23 protein-coding genes are annotated in these 22,778 nt (G+C 64.1%); 14 read left to right on the forward strand and 9 right to left on the reverse strand.

Annotation, left to right across the window (positions count from 1 at the left end):
• Positions 1 to 50: 50 nt before the first annotated feature.
• The 5 genes from BI327_RS04720 (at position 51) to BI327_RS04740 (ending at position 4,820) form a co-directional block, all read left to right on the forward strand.
• Complete coding sequence (locus tag BI327_RS04720) at positions 51 to 1,469, forward strand: circularly permuted type 2 ATP-grasp protein (RefSeq protein ID WP_076858580.1); 1,419 nt, start codon at positions 51 to 53, stop codon at positions 1,467 to 1,469.
• An 8-nt stretch (positions 1,470 to 1,477) separates the two neighbouring features.
• Positions 1,478 to 2,425 carry an alpha-E domain-containing protein gene (locus BI327_RS04725; protein ID WP_076858581.1) on the forward strand — a complete coding sequence of 316 codons (948 nt, stop codon included), beginning with the start codon at positions 1,478 to 1,480 and terminating at the stop codon, positions 2,423 to 2,425.
• 160 nt (positions 2,426 to 2,585) lie between these two features.
• Positions 2,586 to 3,428, forward strand: coding sequence for a transglutaminase family protein (locus tag BI327_RS04730; protein WP_076858582.1), 843 nt, complete (start codon positions 2,586 to 2,588; stop codon positions 3,426 to 3,428).
• A 52-nt stretch (positions 3,429 to 3,480) separates the two neighbouring features.
• Positions 3,481 to 4,323, forward strand: coding sequence for an alpha/beta fold hydrolase (locus tag BI327_RS04735; protein ID WP_076858583.1), 843 nt, complete (start codon positions 3,481 to 3,483; stop codon positions 4,321 to 4,323).
• A gap of 71 nt (positions 4,324 to 4,394) precedes the next feature.
• A complete protein-coding gene (locus BI327_RS04740) occupies positions 4,395 to 4,820 on the forward strand; it encodes a carboxymuconolactone decarboxylase family protein (RefSeq protein WP_076858584.1) in 426 nt (141 codons plus the stop codon).
• 21 nt (positions 4,821 to 4,841) lie between these two features.
• Here the strand turns inward: BI327_RS04740 and BI327_RS04745 are convergent, their stop codons facing one another.
• From BI327_RS04745 to pdhA, 3 genes are read right to left on the reverse strand one after another with little or no spacing between them, the layout of a single operon-like run.
• On the reverse strand, positions 4,842 to 5,939 hold the full coding sequence (locus tag BI327_RS04745) for a dihydrolipoamide acetyltransferase family protein (RefSeq protein WP_076858585.1): 1,098 nt from the start codon (positions 5,937 to 5,939) through the stop codon (positions 4,842 to 4,844).
• 20 nt (positions 5,940 to 5,959) lie between these two features.
• A complete protein-coding gene (locus BI327_RS04750; RefSeq protein ID WP_076858586.1) occupies positions 5,960 to 6,940 on the reverse strand; it encodes an alpha-ketoacid dehydrogenase subunit beta in 981 nt (326 codons plus the stop codon).
• Entirely contained in the window at positions 6,933 to 7,979 is a 1,047-nt protein-coding gene (gene pdhA / locus BI327_RS04755; protein ID WP_083741921.1) for a pyruvate dehydrogenase (acetyl-transferring) E1 component subunit alpha, read from the reverse strand. The genes BI327_RS04750 and pdhA overlap by 8 nt, the downstream gene beginning before the upstream one ends.
• A gap of 440 nt (positions 7,980 to 8,419) precedes the next feature.
• Here pdhA and BI327_RS04760 point away from each other — a divergent pair, with 440 nt between their 5' ends.
• Entirely contained in the window at positions 8,420 to 8,713 is a 294-nt protein-coding gene (locus BI327_RS04760) for a GYD domain-containing protein (protein ID WP_076859210.1), read from the forward strand.
• A gap of 190 nt (positions 8,714 to 8,903) precedes the next feature.
• Here BI327_RS04760 and BI327_RS04765 read toward each other — a convergent pair whose 3' ends face one another.
• On the reverse strand, positions 8,904 to 10,499 hold the full coding sequence (locus BI327_RS04765) for an ABC transporter substrate-binding protein (protein ID WP_076858587.1): 1,596 nt from the start codon (positions 10,497 to 10,499) through the stop codon (positions 8,904 to 8,906).
• Positions 10,500 to 10,717: 218 nt separating this feature from the next.
• Here BI327_RS04765 and BI327_RS04770 point away from each other — a divergent pair, with 218 nt between their 5' ends.
• The 3 genes from BI327_RS04770 to BI327_RS04780 all read left to right on the forward strand — a co-directional run bounded on the left by BI327_RS04770 (position 10,718) and on the right by BI327_RS04780 (position 12,904).
• A complete protein-coding gene (locus BI327_RS04770) occupies positions 10,718 to 11,170 on the forward strand; it encodes a hypothetical protein (RefSeq protein WP_076858588.1) in 453 nt (150 codons plus the stop codon).
• Between the two features lie 196 nt (positions 11,171 to 11,366).
• Positions 11,367 to 12,128: a proteasome-type protease gene (locus BI327_RS04775; RefSeq protein WP_076858589.1), complete on the forward strand. Its 762-nt coding sequence runs from the start codon at positions 11,367 to 11,369 to the stop codon at positions 12,126 to 12,128.
• Positions 12,129 to 12,142: 14 nt separating this feature from the next.
• Positions 12,143 to 12,904, forward strand: a complete 762-nt coding sequence (locus tag BI327_RS04780) for an SDR family oxidoreductase (RefSeq protein WP_021077765.1) — start codon at positions 12,143 to 12,145, stop codon at positions 12,902 to 12,904.
• 447 nt (positions 12,905 to 13,351) lie between these two features.
• On the opposite strand, the gene BI327_RS04785 is transcribed toward BI327_RS04780, so the two are convergent.
• Positions 13,352 to 14,575, reverse strand: a complete 1,224-nt coding sequence (locus BI327_RS04785; RefSeq protein WP_076858590.1) for an MFS transporter — start codon at positions 14,573 to 14,575, stop codon at positions 13,352 to 13,354.
• A 116-nt stretch (positions 14,576 to 14,691) separates the two neighbouring features.
• Between BI327_RS04785 and BI327_RS04790 the strand changes: the two genes are divergently transcribed.
• Positions 14,692 to 15,942 carry a NupC/NupG family nucleoside CNT transporter gene (locus BI327_RS04790; RefSeq protein WP_076858591.1) on the forward strand — a complete coding sequence of 417 codons (1,251 nt, stop codon included), beginning with the start codon at positions 14,692 to 14,694 and terminating at the stop codon, positions 15,940 to 15,942.
• Positions 15,943 to 15,963: 21 nt separating this feature from the next.
• Here the strand turns inward: BI327_RS04790 and BI327_RS04795 are convergent, their stop codons facing one another.
• From BI327_RS04795 to BI327_RS04805, 3 genes are all read right to left on the reverse strand, one after another.
• Positions 15,964 to 17,181 (reverse strand): rhomboid family intramembrane serine protease, encoded by a 1,218-nt coding sequence (locus BI327_RS04795; RefSeq protein ID WP_083741923.1) that lies wholly within the window; start codon positions 17,179 to 17,181, stop codon positions 15,964 to 15,966.
• Positions 17,182 to 17,541: 360 nt separating this feature from the next.
• Positions 17,542 to 18,111, reverse strand: coding sequence for a cupin domain-containing protein (locus BI327_RS04800; RefSeq protein WP_076858592.1), 570 nt, complete (start codon positions 18,109 to 18,111; stop codon positions 17,542 to 17,544).
• A gap of 111 nt (positions 18,112 to 18,222) precedes the next feature.
• Positions 18,223 to 18,513, reverse strand: coding sequence for an usg protein (locus BI327_RS04805; RefSeq protein WP_076858593.1), 291 nt, complete (start codon positions 18,511 to 18,513; stop codon positions 18,223 to 18,225).
• A 381-nt stretch (positions 18,514 to 18,894) separates the two neighbouring features.
• Between BI327_RS04805 and groES the strand changes: the two genes are divergently transcribed.
• The 4 genes from groES to BI327_RS04825 all read left to right on the forward strand — a co-directional run bounded on the left by groES (position 18,895) and on the right by BI327_RS04825 (position 21,950).
• A complete protein-coding gene (gene groES / locus BI327_RS04810) occupies positions 18,895 to 19,209 on the forward strand; it encodes a co-chaperone GroES (protein WP_021077770.1) in 315 nt (104 codons plus the stop codon).
• A 44-nt stretch (positions 19,210 to 19,253) separates the two neighbouring features.
• A complete protein-coding gene (groL, locus tag BI327_RS04815; protein ID WP_024582526.1) occupies positions 19,254 to 20,894 on the forward strand; it encodes a chaperonin GroEL in 1,641 nt (546 codons plus the stop codon).
• Between the two features lie 602 nt (positions 20,895 to 21,496).
• A complete protein-coding gene (locus BI327_RS04820; protein WP_076858594.1) occupies positions 21,497 to 21,712 on the forward strand; it encodes a hypothetical protein in 216 nt (71 codons plus the stop codon).
• Positions 21,713 to 21,752: 40 nt separating this feature from the next.
• On the forward strand, positions 21,753 to 21,950 hold the full coding sequence (locus tag BI327_RS04825) for a hypothetical protein (RefSeq protein ID WP_076858595.1): 198 nt from the start codon (positions 21,753 to 21,755) through the stop codon (positions 21,948 to 21,950).
• A 17-nt stretch (positions 21,951 to 21,967) separates the two neighbouring features.
• Here the strand turns inward: BI327_RS04825 and BI327_RS04830 are convergent, their stop codons facing one another.
• Complete coding sequence (locus BI327_RS04830; RefSeq protein ID WP_076858596.1) at positions 21,968 to 22,747, reverse strand: Crp/Fnr family transcriptional regulator; 780 nt, start codon at positions 22,745 to 22,747, stop codon at positions 21,968 to 21,970.
• Positions 22,748 to 22,778: the final 31 nt, after the last annotated feature.

Here is a 22,778-nt window from a genome sequence, read left to right on the forward strand (position 1 = left end):
CCATCAAGTCATGCACTGTGTCACATGGCTTGGGAGGGCAGTCGGGATACATGGCAGTCGCGTTCGATGAGATGAATGGCCTCGGCGAGGATCTCCGCCCGGCCTACCAGGAGCTCTCCCGCTGGCTCAAAGAGACGCCGCCGGATGCGCTCGAGTATCGACGCCAGGAAGCGGAGCTCCTGTTCCGCCGGATCGGCATCACCTTTGCGGTCTACGGCGATTCCGAAGCCCAAGAGCGGCTGATCCCGTTCGACGTCATTCCGCGCATCATGTCCGCGACCGAATGGACGCTGCTGGAAAAGGGCCTGAAGCAGCGCGTGCTCGCGCTCAACATGTTCCTGAAGGATATCTACCACGGCCGCGACATCCTGCGCGCCAACATCATCCCCGAAGACCTGATCTTCCAGAACCCGGTCTTCCGCCCCGAAATGAACGGCCAGGACGTGCCGCACGACATCTACGTCCACATCGCCGGCATCGACATCATCCGCACCGACCCGGACAACTTCATCGTGCTGGAGGACAACGCGCGCACGCCGTCCGGCGTCTCCTACATGCTGGAAAACCGCGAGATCATGATGCGGCTGTTTCCGGACCTGTTTTCGCGCCACCGCGTCGCACCCGTCGAACGCTACCCGGACGAACTGCTGTCGGCGTTGCGCTCGGTAGCGCCGCACAACGCTTCCGCCGAGCCGACGGTCGCGCTGATGACGCCCGGCGTCTACAATTCGGCCTATTACGAGCACTCCTTCCTGGCCGACAAGCTCGGCATCGAGCTGGTCGAGGGCCGCGACCTCATCGTGAAGAACGACGAGGTGTTCATGCGCACCACCGAGGGGCTGAAGCGGGTCGACGTGATCTATCGCCGGGTCGACGACGATTTCCTCGATCCCCTCACCTTCCGGCCGGATTCCGCGCTCGGCGTCCCCGGACTGATGTCGGCCTATGCGGCCGGCAACATCACGCTCGCCAACGCGGTCGGCACCGGTATCGCCGATGACAAGGCGATCTATTCCTACATGCCCGACATCGTGAAGTTCTATCTCAGCGAGGAGCCGATCCTGAAGAACGTGCAGACCTGGCGCTGCCGTGAGCCCCAGGATCTGTCCTATGTGCTCGACAACCTCGCCGACCTCGTCGTCAAGGAGGTGCACGGCTCGGGCGGCTACGGCATGCTGATCGGCCCGGCCGCCACCAAGGCGACCATCGAGGCGTTCCGCGACAAGCTCAAGCGCGAGCCGGAGGGCTTCATCGCCCAGCCGACGCTGGCGCTGTCGACCTGCCCGACCTGCACCGACAAGGGCCTCGCGCCGCGCCATGTCGACCTCCGCCCGTTCGTGCTGACCGGCTCCAGCCACACCACCATCGTGCCCGGCGGGTTGACGCGGGTCGCGCTGAAGGAAGGTTCGCTCGTGGTCAATTCGAGCCAGGGCGGCGGCACCAAGGACACCTGGATACTGAGCGAGTAATCGAAAGCATGCTGTCGCGCACCGCCGAAAACCTGTTCTGGCTGGCCCGTTATGTCGAACGCGCCGAATATCTCGCGCGGACGATCGACGCCACGCTCCGCGTCACCGCGCTGCCGGCGGCCTATATCGGCAAGACCAATGAGTGGGATTCCGCGCTGCTCACCGCCGGTGTCGGCTCGGGCTTCTATGATCACTACCCGGAAGCCAACCAGCAGAACGTCGTCGAATATCTCTCCTTCTCGTCGGAGAACCCCTCCTCGATCAAGAACTGCATCGAGGCCGCCCGGCTCAATTCGCGCTCGGTACGCACCGCGCTGACGTCGGAGATGTGGGACACCATCAATTCGGCCTGGATCGAATTGCAGGCGGTCTGGAGCAAGGGCGGCACCGGCAGCCGCGAGGAGCTGGCGAAATTCCTGCGCTTCGTGCAGGAGACCTCGCTGCGCTTTGACGGCTCGGCCTACCGCACCATGCTGCGCAACGACGCCTACTGGTTCTCGCGGCTCGGCGTGCATCTCGAACGCGCCGACAACACCGCCCGCATTCTCGACGTGAAATATCACATGCTGCTGCCCGAGGAGGAGCATGTCGGCGGCCCGCTGGATTACTACCAGTGGACCTCGATCCTGCGCTCGGTGTCGGCGACGACAGCCTATCACTGGGTCTATCGGGAAACCCTGAAACCCTGGCTGATCGCCGACCTGTTGATCCTCAACGACACGCTGCCGCGCTCGCTTGCCAGCTGCTACAGCAATCTGGTGCGCAATCTCGACCAGATCGGCGTCGCCTATGGCCGCCAGGGCGCCTCGCAGCGCCACGCCCGCGGCATCAGGAACCGGCTCGAGCACAGCCATATGGACGATATCTTCCAGCACGGCGTGCACGAATTCATCCAGGAGTTCATCGCCGACAATTCGCGGCTGGGTGAGATCATCACCAAGCAGTATCTGATCTGACCGATACGGCCCAAAAACGCTCAAATTGTCGTCATGGCAGGCTTCCCGCCGGCCATCGACGTCTTGCTTTCGCGGCCGATTAGGAAGAAAGACGTGGTGCTCGGGAAAGCTCCGGGCATGACGCTCCTGCCCTAAAAACCGACTGAACCGCGGTTGAGCCATGCGCCTGCGAATAGCCCATACCACCACCTATCGCTACGAGCCGGCGGCCTCGGGCGTGATCCAGATTCTGCGGATGACGCCCGGCAGCCATGACGGCCAGTATGTCGCGGATTGGCAGATCGACGTCTCGACCGATTCCCGGCTCGACACCCATGAGGACGCGTTCGGCAACGTCACCCATGTGCTGACGCATGGTTCGATCAGTGACCTCACGATCCATTGCGAGGGCCTGATCGAGACCCATGACACCGGCGGCGTGCTGAAGGGCAGCGATGAGCGGTTTCCGCCGAGCCTGTTCCTACGCCCCACGGCACTGACCGACCTCAACCCGGCGATGACGAGTTTCGTGCGCGAGCTGCGCGCCGAAGCCGGCAGCGACGTGCTCGGCTTCCTGCATGCATTGATGGTGCAAATCTACGAGCACATGACCTTCGACGAGGACCCGACCAATAGCGCCACCTCGGCCTCAGAGGCGTTCGCGCTGAAGCGCGGCGTCTGTCAGGACTACGCCCACATCCTGATCGCCTGCGCGCGCGCCGGCGGCGTTCCGGCGCGGTTCATCTCCGGCCATTTCCTGCGTTCCGACGGCATGGTCAACCAGCAGGCCGGCCACGCCTGGGCCGAGGCTTTCGTGCCCGACCTCGGCTGGGTCGGTTTCGACGCCGCCAACGGCATCTGCATCACCGACGCCCACGCCCGCGTCGCGATCGGCCTTGATTATCTCGGCGCCGCCCCGGTTCGCGGCACCCGTTATGGCGGCGGCAACGAGACGCTGACGGTCGCAGTCAAGGTCGACCAGGCCGGACGTCCAGGGCAGTGGCAGAGCCAGACGCAGTCGTAGGTCGACGTCTCGCGCGCCATTCCGGGGCGCGTCTCTTGGCGCGGGTGTCATCATGGACCGACGTCTCTTTCTCGCAACCGCCCTGTTCGGCTTGGCGCGCATCCCGCGTGCCGACGCGGCCGAGCGCTGGCTGACACTTCCCGCGACGCCGGCGCCGATCGCCGGGCACAGCGCGCACGCCGAGGTCAACGGCATCAGCCTGTTCCATGTCGAGACCGGTGACGGCGATCCGGTGGTGTTTCTCCATGGCGGGCTTTCCAATTCCGACTACTTCGGCCTGCAGGTGCCGGAGGTCGCACGCCGGCATCGGGTGATCTGCGTCGACAGCCGCGGCCACGGCCGCAGCAGCCGCAACACGCAGCCGTTCGGCTACGACCTGATGACCGATGATGTCGTTGCCTTGCTCGATCACCTGAAGATCCCGCGTGCCGCGATCGTCGGCTGGAGCGATGGCGCCATCATCGGCCTCGATATGGCGATGCGCCATCCCGACCGGGTCAGCCGCGTGTTCGCGTTCGGCGCCAACACCCAGACATCGGGCCTGAAGCCGGACATCGACAAGAACCCGACCTTCGCGCAGTTCATCGCGCGGGCGAAGACCGAGTATGAGCGGCTGTCACCGACGCCGGGCGAATACGATCAGTTCCTGCAGCAGATCGAGAAGATGTGGGACAGCCAGCCGAACTGGACCGACGACCAGTTGCGCACGATCCGCGCGCCGGTGCTGATCGCCGACGGCCAACATGACGAAGGCATCAAGCGCGAGCATACCGAATACATGGCCGCGACCATTCCGGGCGCCGGCCTGCTCATTTTTCCCAATGCCAGCCACTTCGCCTTCTTGCAGGATCCCGCGCTGTTCAACGCCGCACTGAACGATTTTCTGGATTCCTGATCGCATCCGAAGCAGTGCTGTCCGGGCCCTGCTATGATCATCGACGTTTCAAACCGGAGCAACAAGAAGCCATGGCCACCGTAAAGCTGCTCTCAGACGACGAACTCTCAGCCGAGGCACGCGCCGTGTTCGACGACATCCGCAAGGTGCGGAAGTCGGACTTCATCAACAATTTCTGGCGCGCGCTCGCGCATGATCCGAAGACGCTGCGGCGGACCTGGGAGAGCATCAAGGAGGTGATGGCGCCGGGTGCGCTCGATCCGAAGGTGAAGGAAATGCTCTACGTCGCGGTCTCGGTGGCGCATGGCTGCAGCTACTGCATCCATTCCCACACCGCGGCCGCCCGCGCCAAAGGCATGACCGACGCCGAGTATCAGGAAATGCTGGCGATCGTCGGCATGGCCGCCGAGACCAACCGGCTGGTCACCGCGCTCGGCGTGCCGGTGGACGACGCGTTCCTGGTCGGCGCACCGGCGGGGCAAAGCCAGGAGCCCTGACGCTCTCGCGAATGAGTGATGTCACGAGGTGCGCTCGATGTCGGATCTGAGGGCAACCAGGAAACGGGCCGCTTCGCCGCCCGTCACCACCCGATGGTCAAAGGTCAGCGATAACGGCAGCGTGCGCCGGACCGCAACCTGTCCCCGAAGCGCGACCACGCGCTCCGATATCCGCCCGGCGCCAACGATCGCCGTCTGCGGCGGCACGACGATGAGATTGGCAAACCGGCCTCCGATCATACCGAAATTCGATAACGTGATCGTCGCACCGCGCAGCTCTTCCGGGGGGATTGCGCGCGCGATTGCGTCAGCTCGCAGACGGTCGAGTCCAGCCCGCAGGTCTGATACGGTCCGCTCCGCGACGTTGCGCAGCACGGGAACGATCAGGCCGCCGCCGGTGTCGACGGCGATACCGAGATCGATGCGCTCGATCAAGCGCCGTTCTCCCGCGCCGGAATGATACCAGGCATTGAGCGCGGGCTCCGCCTTGCAGGCGGCGGCGATCGCCCGCGCCAGGCGGATTGTCACATCCTCACCTTGCCGCCACTCGTGGATATCAGCTTCATCGGTGACCGTTGCCGGGACGATTTCGGCGTGCGCTGCCGTCATGCGTTGGGCCATCGCGCGGCGCAAGCCACGCAGCGGCTCGGCGGGTCCGCCGTGAGACATCCGCTTCGCCGCCCTCTCGACATCGGCCCGCGTGATGGTGCCGCCGGGCCCCGTCGCCTCGACGAGATCGAGCGCGACGTCAAGCTTGCGCGCCAGCGCGCGCACTGCCGGAAACACTTGAGCTCCCTGTCCGCCGGGCGGCGAAGCGGTAGCCGGCGCCGGCCGTTGCTCGCCAGTGCCGAGTTCGCCCACAATCGTGCCTGTGTCCTGCCCTGCGCCCTCGGCGAACTCCACGAGCGGCGCGCCGACCTTCACGATATCGCCCTTGGTACCGAACAGGCGCGCGATCCGTCCGCTCGACGGCGCCGGTATCTCGACCACCGCCTTGTCGGTCTCGACCGAAACGAGCGGCTGATCGGTCACGACATGATCGCCCTCGTTGACGTACCAGGTGACGATCTCCGCTTCTTCAAGACCTTCACCAAGGTCGGGCAACGTGAACTGGCGCATGGCACGAGATCCGTCGGTGTTCAGTTGTACTGGCACGCCTTTCGGGCTGCGGTCACGATGCGTCCGACCGACGGCAGGTAGCGTTGCTCGAGGCGGGCCATCGGGATGATCGTGTCGTAACCGGTGACGCGGCTCACGGGTGCGAGCAGCGACGATAGTCCGCGCTCGGCAATCAGGGCTGCGATCTCCGCACCAAATCCGCCGGTGTGCGCGGCCTCGTGCACGATGACGCAGCGCCCGGTCTTTGCGACCGAACCGAGCACGGTGTTTTCATCGTAGGGCTTGAGCGTGGCGAGGTCGATAACTTCGGCAGCGATACCCTCGTCGGCGAGCGCGTCCGCTGCGGCCATCGTTTCCTTCAGCATCGCGCCCCAGCTGATCAGCGTGACGTCGCGACCTTCCCTCAAGATAAAGGCGAGATCCAGCGGCAAAGCTTCGCCGTTGTCATCCACCTCGCCTTTCGCCGCGCGGTACAACCGCGTCGGCTCCAGGAAGACTACCGGATCGGGATCGCGGATCGCGGCGAGGAGAAGTCCATAGGCGCGCTCCGGCGACGAGGGCATGACGACACGCAGGCCAGGAATATGGGCGAGCATCGCCTCGGTGCTTTCGGAATGATGCTCGGGCGCGCGAATGCCGGCACCATGCGGCGTGCGCAGGACCATCGGACAGGTGAGCCGTCCCTGGGTACGGTTGCGCATCCGTGATGCGTGGTTCACCAGCTGATCGAGACAGGGATAAATAAATCCCATGAACTGGATTTCGCCGACGGGCTTCAATCCCTGCGCGGCCATGCCGACACAGAGCCCGCTGATCAGGAGTTCGGCAAGCGGAGTATCGAGGACGCGCTCCGGACCAAAGCGCTCCTGCAAGCCGACGGTCGCGCGGAAGACGCCGCCATTGACGCCGACATCCTCGCCGAGCACGACCACATCAGGATCATCCGCCATGGCGCGGCCGAGAGCCAGATTGATGGCTTCGACCAACGTGACTTCAGGCATCGTCCTCCCCCGCGAGTTCGCGGCGCTGCTCGGCATACGCCTCGGGCAGCTCGGCATAGAGGTTGTCGAACATGGTTTCGGCTCGGCGCGGCGGCGTCTTCAGATAGCGCTCCACCGCCGCCTCGATGCGCTCATGGCACTCGGCGGCAAGCTGCTCCTCTTCCGCCTTGGTCCACATCTTCCGACCGACGAGCAAGGACCTGAGCCGCGCGATCGGCTCTTCCTTCCAGTGCGCCTGCACTGCATCGGCCGAACGATAGCGCGATGCATCATCGGAGGTTGTGTGATCGCCGAGCCGGTAGGTCACCGCTTCGATGAAGTGAGGGCCCTTGCCGTCGCGGGCAGCGGCAATCGCCTCCTCTGCGGCGGCACGCATTGCCACCACGTCGCTTCCGTCCACCTGCTCGCCGCTGAACCCCGCGGCGATGGCCTTCTGCGCCAGCGTCTCGGCCCCCGTCTGCAGCCGCAGCGGCACCGATATAGCCCATTGATTGTTGGTGGCGACGAACACGAGCGGCAATTTGTGAACGCCGGCGAAGTTCATGGCTTCGTAGACGTCGCCTTTCGAGGTCGCGCCGTCGCCGAACAGGCAGACGGCCACGCGTGGCTCCTTGCGCAGCTTCAGGGCATAGGCAACGCCGGCGGCGTGCGGCGCCTGTGATCCGACGGGAACGCAGAACGGGAAATCGTGGCGCGGACCGGAGAAGTGATTGCCTCGTTCATCGCCGCCCCAGAACAGCAGGATCTCCTCCGGCTTGACGCCACGCCAGAGCAACGCGCCGTTGTCGCGATAAGAGGGCAGCAGAACGTCATCTTCCCGCATCGCACTCGCGATGCCGACCGACACCGCCTCCTGGCCGAGCGAAACGGCATAGGTTCCAAGTCGACCGGTGCGCTGCAACGCAACAGCCTTTCGGTCAAACAGGCGCAAGAGCACCATCGACCGGTAAAGTTCGACGAGCAGTCGGGCATCTGTAGCGAAGGCGGGAAGCGGCCGGTCTATCGAGCCGTCGGGCGCGAGGTAATTGCGGCGGCGCACCTCAAAGCGCGCAATGACGGGGAGCTCCTCGTTTGCTCTCTTACTGGCCACGCGCTCACTCCTGGAGCGGTTCTGCCTCCCACGTTCAAATATTTGGTGTTCGGGCCGCAACGATGCAATACCGCCGCAGCTTTCTCTCATGGCTTCTCTCTCGGCGTGCGCGTCGACGGCCGAGCCTCGCTGCCGCACTCCCGATCACAACGCGAGAAGCCCTCTTTCTCGAACAAGCGACGTGGCGTAATCTACACCAAGCTGCCCTTTGAGACGGGACGGGCCGACGTCGCCGTTTGAAGGAACGGGTGGTGGTCAGGCCGTCGGCAGGCATTTCAGTCTGACTGCAGCGCCTGCCTTATGTGGCGCTCCCTCAACTTCAACGTCAAGCAAGTTGGCCTGCCGCGCACGCGGCAGACAAGGGAAATGCATAACCCTTGGAGGACGACATGGCGACATTCATATTGAGGATCGACTGGACCGACCAAGGAATTCGTAATGTCAAGGAAGCTCCCAAGCGCAGCAGAGCGGCGCGAGAACTCGCCCAGAAGCTCGGTGTCGAAATCAAGGAGGTCTATCTCACCTCCGGCGAGCATGACATTCTTCTCCTCGCCGAGGCGCCCCTCGGCGACAACATTACAAAGCTCGCGCTTGCCCTCAGCTCAATGGGAAACATTCGGACCTGCACCTCGCGGGCGTGGCCTGAGGCCGAGTGGACCAAGCTGATATCCGAGCTCCCGTAGCGGCTTCGGATATCCCAATGGATCCCTACGCGGTCTGACTGACGGGTGCCGCCGCAACCTTGACACCCGGCGATCAGCGCGGAGACGCGGGTGCGCAGGAGCAGCTACCCGCTCCTGGTCGCGTGAATGAGTGAAGACGCGAAACGCACGCGGGCGACGGCGCATGTCATCGCCAGCGGAGCAGTATGCGCTACTTGTCCAGCCACACATCCTCGAAACGCAGATTGTTGTACTGGCTGTTGTCGTGCGGATGAAAATTCTTCACGTAGGGCTGCCAGCAATTGCCCGCCGATGAGTGCAGGATGACCGGCCGCGCGGCGTCGTCGACCAGCAGCCGCTCGATGTCGAACACGATCTTGCGCCGCTTGTCCTTGTCGACCTCGCGCGACTGCGCCGCCAGCAATTTATCGACCTCGGCATTGCAATACTGGGTGTAGTTGCGCTCCGAATTGCAGGAATAGTTCTCGACCAGATTGCCGTCGGGATCGTCGACGCTGACGCCGGTGACGTTGAGGCCGATCGTGTAGTCCTTGCGCTGCAGCCGCGAATACCAGCGCGGCGTGTCGAGGATGTCGAGCTCGGCTATGATGTAGATCTTCTTCAGCTGATCGGCGAGGATCACCGCCGGGTCGCGATAGGTCGGCAGATTGCGGGTCTGGATCTTGATCGACAGCGGCTTGGCGTCGCTGTAGCCGAGCTTCTGCATGATCGTCTGCGCGTCCGCGAGGTTGTTCTCGGTGTCGGGGCCATAGCCCATCAGCGTCGACAGGATCTCCGGCGGCATGCCCCACTCGCCTTCCGGCTTCGCCTGCATCGCGCCGCCGAGCCGCCCGGTGCCCTCGAACAGAATGCTGTTGAAGGCCTTGCGATCCAGAGCCAGCGACATCGCCTTGCGGATATCGGGATTGTCGAACGGCGGATTGACGCGATTGACGAGCAGATTGATCTGCAGATTGGTCGATGTCATCTCGCAGATCGCGTTCGGCGCGCGCGCCTTGACGTCCTTCATCAGGGGAATGCTGACGTCGGACGGAAAGGTAATGTCGTAGTCGCCGGTCGCGAACGCCAGCATGCGCGTGGCACGGCTGTCGATCGAGCGCACGGTGATCTCATCGAGATAGGGTCGGTCCTTCTTGAAGTAATCGGGATTTCGCACCAGACGGATGGAGTCTCCGCGCCGGAACTCGACGAATTTGAACGGCCCGGTGCCAACAGGCTTGGTGCGCATCACCTGCTGCGGGACATGGCAGGGATAGACCACCGAGAAGGCGCTGGCCAGCAGCGCCAGCAGGCCGGGCTGCGGCTCGGTCAATTCGAAGGTCGCCTCATCGTCCCCATTGATGCTGACGTCTTTCAGCTTCGAGTACCAGACCTTGCGCGGATTGCGCTTGAAATCCTGAGTCTCGCTCTTGCCGATCAGCATCCGCCAGGTGCATTGCACGTCCTTCGCCGTGAACGGCTGCCCGTCGTGCCATTTCACGCCGTGGCGCAGCTTGAAGGTGAGCTTTGTGTTGGTGGAATCCCACGACCAGCTCTCGGCAAGATCGGGGATCACGGTGTCGATGCTCTCGTGCACCTTGGCCGGATCGAACACCACGAGGTTGTTGAACACCGCCGCAAACGGCATCACCGAGGCGATGGTGGACTCCTCGAGCAGCGAGGTCGAGGGCGGATTGTCGTTGTGATAGAGCCGCAGCGTGCCGCCCTTCTTCTGCGCCGAAGCCGGACCCGTAGCCATTGCTGCGATGCCCAACGCCACGACAAATGCAGACAGTTTGAGCGACATTCTCGCCTCCCGGAATTTCTTGTTGTTGTCGGCCGAAAACAGTCGAGCACAACGCCCTGCACGCCGCAACGACGGCAATATCAGCACATTGCGGGCTGCATATAACGCAGAGCACGCGCCGGTCGTCGCGCCCCGTATTTTCACGCCCCCGATCGACCGTGAACCTGCCCGGCGATTGCCCCCACTAAGGATTGTCAACCCACGGCACGGCTCATTCGATGACTGCTTCTGTCGCACAATCCCGCCGGCTTGGAATGATCGGCAGCCTGGTCGGCCTGCTGGCCCTGATCGCGGCGGTGCTGCCGCACTGGATCGTGCCGGTACTCGATCCGCCCCCGCCGATCGATCAGGTGGTGGTCGACACCGGGCACAGGATCAAGGATCGCCTGCTCGCCCGCAAGCAGGGCATCGAATACCAGGCGCCGCAGCGCGAGACGTCGATCGGCGACCGCCTGCGCGGTGGATCTTCGCTGGCGGCGATCTCGTTCGGCCTGCTCGCCATTGCGTTGTCCGTGTTCGCGTTGATCTTCCGCGAGGAGAAGCTGCTTGCCGCGGTGTCCGGCGCGCTTGGCGTCGGCGCCATCGCGGTCGAGATTTCAATCGTCCTGATCGGCGCGTTGATCGTGATCGCGATCATCTATGCCGTGATGGACCACATCGACCTGTTCTGAGCCGGCGCGCTCACCGAACCGTTGAAAAGCCCGCCCTGCCGGCCCGCGGCTTGGGACGACCGGCTTTCCCAGCCGAAAATTCCCGCGATTTCGTCCCATTCCTCGGATCCCGCGTTGCGGGGAATTGGGGTTGGATGCATGCTCGAAATTGGCTACTAGTCTCACGCCGAGAAACTCGGACCGTTGGGGACTGGAAATGACCTATTGCTGCGGAATTCTGGTGCGCGACGGCCTCGTCATGATCGCCGATACCCGCACCAATGCCGGCCTCGACAACGTCTCGACCTTCCGCAAGCTGCACATCTTCGAAAAGCCGGGCGATCGCATCATGGCGATCGCCAGCGCCGGCAATCTCGCCATCAGCCAGTCGGTGCTGTCGACCCTGACCGAAGGCATGGAAGACCCGCACACCGGCGAGCTCGAGACCCTGATGAATGCGCCGACCATGTTCCAGGCGGCGCAGCGGATCGGGCGCGCCATCCGCGCGGTGCATGCCACCGAGGGCGATGCGCTGCGCGCCGAGGATATCTCGTTCGACGTCTCGTTCCTGTTCGGCGGGCAGATCAAGGGCTCGCGGATGCGCCTGTTCATGGTCTACACCGCCGGCAACTTCATCGAGTGCACCACCGACACGCCGTATTTGCAGATCGGCGAGCACAAATACGGCAAGCCGGTGCTCGACCGCGCCATGCATTACGACGTCGAGCTCTATGAGGCGCTCAAGACCGGCCTGATCTCGATGGACTCGACGATGCGCTCCAATCTCGGCGTCGGCCTGCCGATCGACGTGCTGGTGGTGCGCACCGACGCCTGCGAGGCCGACCTCAACCACCGCATCGAGGCCGGCGAGCCCTATTTCCACGATCTGCGCTCGCGCTGGTCGGCGGCGCTGCGCGCGGCGCATCAGAACATTCCACGTCCACCCTACAAGAACGAAACCGAAGCAAAAACCAAGTAAGAGGAAACTGAGAGATGACTGAGGCAACCAGCAAGATCGCGCTCGTGACCGGCGCCGGCACCGGCGTCGGACGCGCCGCGTCGCTCGCCTTGATGGACAAGGGCTACACCGTGGTGCTCGCCGGGCGCCGCATCGAGATGCTGGAGGAGACCGCCAAGCTCGGCCCCGCCGGCAAGAGCCTGTGCGTCTCGGCCGACATGGCCAACCCGGCCGCGATCGCCGCGCTGTTCGACAAGGTGAAGGCGACCTACGGCCGGCTCGACGTGCTGTTCAACAATGCCGGCATGGGCGCGCCGCCGGTGAACTTCGAGGACCTGCCGCTCGAGCAGTGGCAGGCCGTGGTCAACACCAACCTCACCGCGCCGTTCCTGTGCACCCAGCACGCCTTCCGCATCATGAAGGACCAGACGCCGCGCGGCGGCCGCATCATCAACAACGGCTCGATCTCGGCGCACGCGCCGCGGCCGTTCTCGGCGGCCTACACCTCGACCAAGCACGCCATCACCGGCCTGACCAAGGCTTCCAACCTCGACGGCCGGATGTATGACATCGCGGTCGGCCAGGTCGATATCGGCAATGCCGCGACCCCGATGACCGACCGCATGGTCAACGGCCCCGGCGTGCTGCAGCCGGACGGCACCACCAAGCACGAGCCGCGCATGGACGCGAAAGCGGTCGGCGATGCCGTCGCCTACATGGCCGGCCTGCCGCTCGACGCCAACGTGCTGTTCATGACGGTGATGGCGACCAAGATGCCGTTCGTCGGCCGGGGCTGATCTTCCCCTTCTCCCGCGTGCGGCAGGGCTATCACGATGGCATGGCCGGGCTTGTCCCGGCCATCGCGTTGCAGGGGCACGGTCAAAATATCGAAAACAACCCCATGCAAAGGTGCCGGCGGCGGCCGGCGTCCGAGCGGGCGGCTTGACACGTCGGGCAACTCAGCAGTATATTTCTATTATTCCGAAACTACGCAGGCCGCCGAGCCTCCACGGAGACGGTGAGAGACGAGCTCGTGGAGAGTCCCCCTCACCCGCCGCTTCGCGTCGACCTCTCCCCGCAAGCGGGGCGAGGTGAAGAGCAGAGCTTTGACCACCGTCGTTGCGAGCGAAGCGAAGCAATCCATCGTTCCACTCGGGGATAGATGGATTGCTTCCGCCTTCGCCAAGGCTTCGGCGGACAAGTCGTCGCTTCGCTCCTCGCAATGACGGTGAGGAGAACCCGCCCTACTCCAGCTTCTCGACATCCCGCAGCGTCGGGAACAGCTTCATCCAGAGCAGCGCCACCGCGACGGTGGCAACGCCGCCGAGCACGGCTGATGGCACGGCGCCGAGCAGCGCCGCGGTGACGCCGCTCTCGAACTGGCCGAGCTGGTTCGACGCGTTGATGAACAGGAAGTTGACCGCGCCGACACGGCCGCGCATCTCGTCGGGGGTGGCGAGCTGCACCAGCGAGAAGCGGATCACGACGCTGATCGTGTCGGCGGCGCCGAGCACTGCGAGCGCCAGCGCCGACAGCCACATCCAGTGCGACAGTGCGAACACCACGGTCGCGACGCCGAACACGATCACCGCCTGGAACATGCGTAGTCCCACCCGGCGGTTGATGGTATGCCGCGCCAGCACCATGGTCATCAGGAGCGCGCCGACCGCGGGTGCGGCGCGCAGGATGCCGAGCCCGAGCGGGCCGGTTTGCAGGATGTCGCGGGCATAGATCGGCAGCAGTGCGGTGACGCCGCCGAACAGCACCGCGAACAGATCGAGCGAGATGGTGCCGAGGATCGCAGGGTTGCTGCGCACGAAGGTGACGCCGGCAAACAGGTCATCCGACACCGCCCCGTTGGTCGGCGCCGCCTGCTGCAGCCGGCCGATGCCGCTGGTCAGCAGCGCACCGAACAGCCAGAACACCATCATGATGCCGTAGGGCGCGCTCGGCATCAGCGCATAGGCGAAGCCGCCGAGCGCGGGGCCGGTGATGGTCGCGACCTGCGCGGCGCCGCTCGAGATCGCGGTCGCCCGCTGCAACGAGCCCTGCGGCGCGATCAGCGGCAGCAGCGCGGCGGTCGCCGGGCTCTCGAACGCGCCGGCGATCCCGAGCACGAAGGTCGCAACGAAGATCTGGATCTCGGAGATGGTACCGGCAAATGTGCTTCCGGCGAGAAACAATGCGGTCAACGCTTCCGCGACCTGGCAGGCCTGCACCACGCGCTTGCGCTCGAAGCGGTCGGCGGCGTGACCGGCGACGAACACCAATAGCGCCGTCGGCAGGAACTGCACCAGGCCGACCATGCCGAGGTCGAACGCGCTGCCGGTCAGATCGTAGATCTGCCAGCCGATCGCCACCGCGCCGATCTGGCTGGAGAAGCGCGACAGGCTGCGCGACGACAAAAAGAACAGGAAAGCTCTGTGGCCGAGCAGATCGCGGGCGCCGGCCGGCGTGGCGGAGGACATGGATGATTGCGTGGCCGAGCGCCTGCAACTTGTCAATGGATTCGAGATGAACGCGCAACAGCATTGCGCTGCGCGAAGCCCCTGCCCATAATTGCCCGCGGGTTCTTGGGGGCGTGATGCTGCAGTTGCAATCGGCGTTCGGCGTGGTGGCGTTGCTCGTGATCGCCTGGGTCTTGAGCGAGAATCGCCTGAAGGTGTCGGTGCGGCAGGCGGCGATCGGGCTTGCCGTCACGGTCATCACCGCGCTGGTGCTGATCAAGGTGCCGCTGGTGACGCAGGCCTTCGGTGCGATCAATGATGCGGTGGGCACCATCGCGGCTGCGACGCGCGCCGGCACCGCCTTCGTGTTCGGCTATGTCGGCGGCGGCCCGGCGCCGTTCGATCCCAAGGCGCCCGGCTCGGACTTCATCCTCGCCTTCCAGGCGCTGCCGATCGTGCTGGTCATGAGCGTGCTGACGACGCTGCTGTTCTATTGGCGCGTGCTGCCGCCGGTGGTGCGCGGCATGGCCTGGATCCTGGAGCGCACGCTCGGCGTCGGCGGCGCGGTCGGGCTCTCGACCGCGGCCAATATCTTCCTCGGCATGGTGGAAGCCCCGCTGTTCATCCGCCCCTATCTGGCGCAGCTCTCCCGCAGCGAATTGTTTCTGGTGATGACCGGCGGCATGGCCGGGATCGCCGGCACCGTGCTGGTGCTCTACGCCACGCTGCTGGCGCCATTGATTCCAGATGCGGCCGCGCATTTCGTCATCGCCTCGGTGCTCGGCGCGCCGGCCGCGATCCTGGTCAGCCTGATCATGGTGCCGGAGACGTCTGATAAACGCACCGGCGGGGCGCTCGACGATCCCGATATTCAGGTGTCGTCGACGATGGACGCCATCGTGAAGGGCACCGCCGCCGGGCTCGAGCTTTTGATGAACATCATCGCGATGCTGCTGGTGCTGGTCGCGCTGGTCTATCTCGCGAACGCGATCATCGGCCTGCTGCCGGAAATCGGCGGCGCGAAAATCTCGCTGCAGCGGCTGCTCGGTTACGTCATGGCGCCGGTGTGCTGGCTGATGGGCCTGCCGTGGCCGCAGGCGATCACGGCCGGAAGCCTGATGGGCACCAAGACCGTGCTGAACGAGCTGATCGCCTATGTCGATCTCTCGAAGCTCGGCCCCGACGCACTCGATCCGCGCTCGCGGCTGATCATGCTCTATGCGATGTGCGGTTTTGCCAATTTCGCAAGCCTCGGCATCATGATCGGCGGCCTCGGCATCATGGCGCCGGAGCGTCGCGACGAGATCAACGCGCTCGGGCTGAAGTCGATCGTCTCGGGCACGCTGACGACGTGCCTGATAGGCGCGATCGTGGGGGTGCTGACCTAGCGCACTCCGCCGCAATCCCGGTCAATCGCACAACTTCGACTTCTGCAACAGACGACGCACCTCGGCCAGCCTGGCACGGCACGGCTCGGCCGCCATGGCCTTCGCCTCGCTATGCCGCCCCTGCGCCAACAGCATTATCGCCATCAAGCCCTGCGCCCCGGAACGCACCGGCCCGCCCGCCACATCTGAAGCTGCGAGCGACATGGCGGCTCGCACTTCGGTCTCGGCTGCACCGAGCCTCCCTTGTTCCAGGAAGAATATCGCACGGGTCAGATGAGCCCGTGGGTCTTTCGGGTAGCGAGTGACCAAATCGAGAGACCGGCCGGCAATCCCGCCGCCGTTCGTCGGCAGTTCCGAAATACGGGCGTACTGTGCGGCATCGGCCATGTAGGACGAATAGTGAGCAGCGGCGAAGCCGGCGCAGATCAGAGCGCCGGCGAATCCTGCGAGCAACGTCGTGCTAAGGCTCGGCTGCAGGCTGTGATGGGACGAGAACAAGAGCCACGGCATGAGGGCAAGCACGCCGCCGGCCAGCGCACCTCCCGCATGGGCAAAATAGTCGGTGTTGCCGGAGGCTCCGAAGGCGAGTGGCAGCAGCGCGGGAACACCGAAGAAGAGCGACGTCTTCAGTCTCGATATCGTTTGATCGGCGTTCGCCTCGGGATCGAAGCTCGAGACGAACAGCGCGACAATGAGCCCGGTGATGGCACCCGAGGCACCGACGCTCGGTACGCCTGGCGCGTTGCCCAGGAGCGAGCCGGCCACACCGGCCAGCGCACTTGCAATAAAGATCAGGGAGAACCAGCCACGGCCGATCAGAGGCTCCAGCCTGACGCCGACGATGAGCAGCGCAACGCAATTGCCGATGAGGTGCGACTGGCTGCCATGCAGCAGCGGCGCAAGGCCGATCCGCCACCACTCTCCCTTCCCGACGACCAGATCGTAGCTGGACGCGCCATAGGCGATCAGCGAGCGGGGATCGAGTGCGCCGCCCGTCGCCACGTCGATGGCCAGGCTGCGTTGCAGCGCGAAGATCAGGACCAGACCGGCAATCAGGCCAAGGGTGAGAAAAGGAATATCGGCCAGAAGCTTGTTGTCGCGAAATAGCGAACCCTCATCGGACGGCGACCCGGCATGGTCGGGCATGATCGCCGGCGCGATCGGCGCCGCGACGGGTTGAAACAATCCACGTGGAGGTGGCGCCGTGGCGCCGCGTCGGCCGAACGTCTGGGGCGCCATGAAGGGGATTCCCGCATCTTTACAGCCGCAAGTTGACACGCGCGGCATCTTCGACCGGTTAACGTTCGCCAGCGAGGGAGAGCGGCGCCATCCTATGGTGACTGCCCGGTTTCGCGGATCGATCGACTTCTAGCGATCGTGTCGGGGACGCTGATGACGTGTTTGATGGAGGCGATCGTGGGGATGATGAAGTGACGACCACGCCCGTCATTCCGGGGCGTCCGAAGGACGAGCCCGGAATCCATCGGGCCGCGCTAAAAAGTCGTCATGCCCGGGCTTGACCGGGCATCCATCGGTCAAAAGGAATCTTTCGAAGCTGGATGGATGGCCGGGTCAAGCCCGGCCATGACACTCCGAGATTTACGCCTTCAATTCCACCGTCTTGAACTCGGCCGGCAGGATCACCTCCAGCAGTTCGACGTCGTCGGAATAGTCCAGGATCATGTGCCGGATGCGCGGCGGCTGGGTCCAGGCGCTACCCTCTTTCATGAGCGTCTCGCCCTCGCCTTCCATGTAGGTCTTCACCCAGCCCTTGAGCACATAGACCATCTGGAAGTCGACGTCGTGGAAGTGCAGCTTCGACACTTCATCCGGATTGCACGGGCCTTGCAGCCGGATCACATGCGCCTGAGCGAGACCATGCGAGGCGGCTGCGATACCGAGGTCGCGGTACTTGGCGTAGGCGCGTAAGCCGTCGGCCTTGAAGTCCTCTTCGCGGTGATGGCTGATGGCGACGCGCTGCTTCGGCCGGGCCTTGCTTGCGGCTTTCGGCGCGCTCTTCTTCGCCGCCGAGACGCGGCCCTTGGACTTGATGGTCTTGCGCGCGGACGATTTCGCCGACGATTTCTTGGCGCCGGCGCCGAGCCCGGTCCATTTCTTCTTCACAGCGGTCTTGGCTGCGGGTCTTGATGCCGCCTTTTGCTTGGCCATTATTTGCCTCCCGTCTTTTTCTGACGGAAAGAGGCTAACACAAGTCGTGCGCCGCAGGTGGGTAAAGGCGCGCCTGCTTGCGCCTTGCCACCCGCCTTGCCACCTCGCAGATCAATGCAGCCGGAACACGCCGTGGACGGCGCGCAGCTCGGCCGGCTTGACCAGCTTGGAGTGCGCCACCGTCACCGAGAACAGCGGGCCCTCGAGCTTCTCCTGCCAGAAGGCGAGGAAATCCTGCAGCGCCGGAAATTTCGGAAACAGGTCGTAGTTCTGCCAGACATAGGTTTGCAGCAGCGAGGGGTGATCCGGCATCCGATAAAGGATTTGCGCCGTCGTCAGCCCATACCCCAGCAACTGCTTCCTGAAATCGTCGGAAACAACCCCACCAACTCGCGAGACCATGCCAACCTCCTGTGACGGAGCGCATTCACGTGGTGGCCGACCTCCCCGCCGGACCACCGGCAATGGATGCGCTCACATGAGAGAAATGTGACGCACGCGACTAACTCATCTCAAGCCTAAATGTTTAATAGGTTGTTGAAATTTCAAGCGTTGGCAGCAGCTTACCGCATCTGCTAATAGCCAGGCGGCCCTTCAGGGCGGCATTAAGGATGCCGAAATGCTCGTGGCAGCCGACACTTACGAGTGCCAATTTTTCTGCTAGAGCCACTTGCCCGCCGCCAAGGCTTGGCCTATCTCCTGCCCAACCAGTCTGGCACTCGCTTGGCTGGACTGCTAACTCTCCAAAAATCTACAGCATCCGCAAATGTTTAGGAGGACTGCATGAAATTCCGTCCGCTTCACGACCGCGTCGTGGTCAAGCGTATCGACGCCGAAGAGAAGACTGCTGGCGGCATCATCATTCCGGACAGTGCCAAGGAAAAGCCCTCGCAGGGCGAAGTCATCGCCGTTGGCCCGGGCGGCCGCGATGAAGCTGGCAAGCTGATCCCCATCGACGTCAAGGTCGGCGACCGCGTCCTGTTCGGCAAGTGGTCGGGCACCGAGGTCAAGATCGACGGCGAAGACCTGCTGATCATGAAGGAAAGCGACATCATGGGCGTGCTCGACGTCCCCGCTTCCAAGAAGAAGGCGGCCTAAGCGCCTCTTCCCCTCCCAGGTAAATCTCTCAAGGAAAAACTCAGATGGCAGCTAAAGAAGTCAAATTCTCCGTCGAGGCGCGCGACAAGATGCTGCGCGGCGTCGACGTTCTCGCCAACGCGGTGAAGGTCACCCTCGGTCCGAAGGGCCGCAACGTGGTGCTCGAGAAGTCGTTCGGCGCTCCCCGCATCACCAAGGACGGCGTCACCGTCGCCAAGGAGATCGAGCTCGAGGACAAGTTCGAGAACATGGGCGCCCAGATGGTGCGCGAAGTCGCCTCCAAGTCCGCTGACGCGGCCGGCGACGGCACCACCACGGCGACCGTGCTCGCCCAGGCGATCGTGAAGGAAGGCGCCAAGTCGGTCGCCGCCGGCATGAACCCGATGGACCTGAAGCGCGGTATCGACCTCGCGGTCGAAGCCGTCGTGGCGGACCTCCAGAAGAACTCGAAGAAGGTCACCTCGAACGAGGAGATCGCCCAGGTCGGCACCATTTCGGCCAACGGCGATGCCGAGATCGGCAAGTTCCTCGCCGACGCCATGAAGAAGGTCGGCAACGAGGGCGTGATCACGGTCGAGGAAGCCAAGTCGCTCGAGACCGAGCTCGACGTCGTCGAGGGCATGCAGTTCGACCGCGGCTACATCTCGCCCTACTTCGTCACCAACGCCGACAAGATGCGCGTTGAGATGGACGACGCCTACATCCTGATCAACGAGAAGAAGCTCTCCTCGCTGAACGAGCTGCTGCCGCTGCTCGAGGCCGTGGTGCAGACCGGCAAGCCGCTGGTGATCGTCGCTGAAGACGTCGAAGGCGAAGCGCTTGCCACCCTCGTCGTCAACCGCCTGCGTGGCGGCCTGAAGGTCGCGGCCGTCAAGGCTCCGGGCTTCGGCGATCGCCGCAAGGCCATGCTGCAGGACATCGCGATCCTGACCGGCGGCCAGGCCATCTCGGAAGACCTCGGCATCAAGCTCGAGAACGTCACGCTGCAGATGCTCGGTCGCGCCAAGAAGGTGATGATCGACAAGGAAAACACCACGATCGTCAACGGCGCCGGCAAGAAGGCCGACATCGACGCCCGCGTTGCCCAGATCAAGGCGCAGATCGAGGAAACCACCTCGGACTACGACCGTGAGAAGCTGCAGGAGCGTCTCGCCAAGCTCGCAGGCGGCGTCGCGGTGATCCGCGTCGGCGGCGCGACCGAGGTCGAGGTGAAGGAGCGCAAGGACCGCGTTGATGACGCGATGCATGCGACCCGCGCGGCTGTCGAGGAAGGCATCGTCCCGGGCGGCGGCGTCGCCCTGCTCCGTGCCTCCGAGCAGCTCAAGGGCCTGCGCACCAAGAACGACGACCAGAAGACCGGCGTCGAGATCGTGCGCAAGGCGCTGTCGGCTCCGGCTCGCCAGATCGCGATCAACGCCGGTGAAGACGGCTCGGTGATCGTCGGCAAGATCCTGGAGAACAAGACCTACAATTACGGTTTCGACTCCCAGACCGGCGACTATGCCGATCTCGTCAAGAAGGGCATCATCGACCCGACCAAGGTCGTCCGCACCGCGATCCAGAACGCTGCCTCGGTTGCCGCGCTCCTGATCACCACGGAAGCGATGGTTGCCGAGCTGCCGAAGAAGAACGCCGGCGGCCCCGCGATGCCTCCGGGCGGCGGCATGGGCGGCATGGACTTCTAAGTCCAGCCTCTCCAAGGCAATTACGAAATGCAAAACCCCGGCAGCGATGCCGGGGTTTTTGTTTTGGGCACCCCACTGCGCACGTGTTGCAGCGCGCTCAATGTGCATGTTGTGCCCGAACTCGCGCTGGAGAAGGCACACCGCGGCTCACGGCGGTATTCACTTATGCACAGCACTCCCCATAAACATATGTTGGCTCGAGTTGACATTCGCAAAAAAATTGTTGGCGAGAGTCGCAAACCGAACCGACAGTCTCGACCTCGTCACGCACAGTAAGCTCGGGACAGGATCGAAGTTCACTCAAAAACCTGAATTGAGCGCGGAGCGTCAGCTCCCGCGACGCGGACAAGCGTTGCGGAGAATGCTTTCGCTTGAGAGCCGCCTGGAGAAGCGGGGCTCAACTCACATCGAGGATTCGTTTGAGGAGGGATCTGGCCGGTTGGAAGAAGCCCAGCGACGAGCATGCAGCCCCTACTGCCCGATGCTCCGTCAACCGCCGCAGGTGCGCGATGCCCCCAACTACCCCGCACCGGCCTGAGGCCAATCCAACCGGCCGGAGCTTTTCTGCAAGAGCAAAAAAACAATATGGGAGGGAGGCTCACATGGGCATGGTCATGGTCAAATGTCCGCAAACCGGACACGCGATTTCCACCGGAATCAAAACCGATCGCGAGAGCTTTCGACGCAGTACGGTGTTCTTCTCGCGGACCCCTTGCCCATTCTGCCGCGCCGATCACGCATGGTTTGCCGGGGACGCCTGGGTCGACGAGCCGAGCATCCGCGTGCGGCGACGCCGCAGCGCCGGTTCACCGGCTTGAAACCGGCCACCATTCCTGATGATCGCGATGGAGGGACACCATGGCGCATGCGCAGATCTCAACGGAAACGTCAGCCTGGCTGCTGCAGGCCAAGGACTTTCTCGATGAAGCACGACGGCTGAAGCCGGGCCCTGAGCGCAACGAGTTGCGCGAAACGGCGAAAGTGCTCCGCGAGATTGCGAAGTTCGAGACGGCATCCGCCCTCGCGCCGGGGCGTGATCGGCGGCCAGCCGGCTGATCGCGCCGGGAACGCGCTCAAACGGTGTCGTCCGCCTCGATTTCCGAGATGCGGGGATCGTCAGCCAGCGCCATACCTCGCGTTCGCGCCCTGTCACCCGAGAAGATCCCCTCGGCCTCAAGACGCATGACGCGATGGCATTCGCACGCCGTCGCCACCAGCCGCGCCCGGTCGATCTCGATCCGGCCTCGTTGATCGGACCTGATCGCACCGCGCTTGCGCAGATTGCGCATCAGCAACGTCACCGTTGTTCGCCGTACGCCAAGGATTTGCGACAGCGCCTGCTGGGTCAGCGGGAGGACGTCGCTGTCGACGCGCTCGCGAAGCTGGAGCAGCCAGCGCGCCATCCGCGCCTCGACCGGATGGAGGGCATTGCAGGCGGAGCCAAGCTGAAACTGGATCAGCATGGATCTGACGTGCTTTTGGATCGCCTGCCGGATCCCGGGACTGCGGCCAAAAGCGGCATGAAAGCGCGGCGCGGGGACCCGCGAGGCCATACCGGGCGCACGAACGACTGCGGTAATGCCGGACGGTGATGCTCCAAGCACCGAAAGGCTGCCCACGGCCCCTTCGCTTCCGACCACACCGGTCGCGACCGTCTGGCCATCCGCCATGTCGATCATCAACAAGATCGCCCCGCTGTGAGGAAAGAAGACGTAGTCGATCTCGTCGCCGGCGCGCGCCAGGACTGCATCCTGTTCGAGCGCAACGGTTTCCAGCTCGGGCCTCAGGAGGTCCAAATCCGCCGGCGACAGTGTTGCGAGAAGACGATTACGACTTCCGCCGGAAATGCTCACCTGCGGGAACTCGTGATGAAGGGTCGCACAG

This window comes from Bradyrhizobium mercantei, from assembly GCF_001982635.1.
Classification (GTDB): Bacteria; Pseudomonadota; Alphaproteobacteria; order Rhizobiales; family Xanthobacteraceae; genus Bradyrhizobium; species Bradyrhizobium mercantei.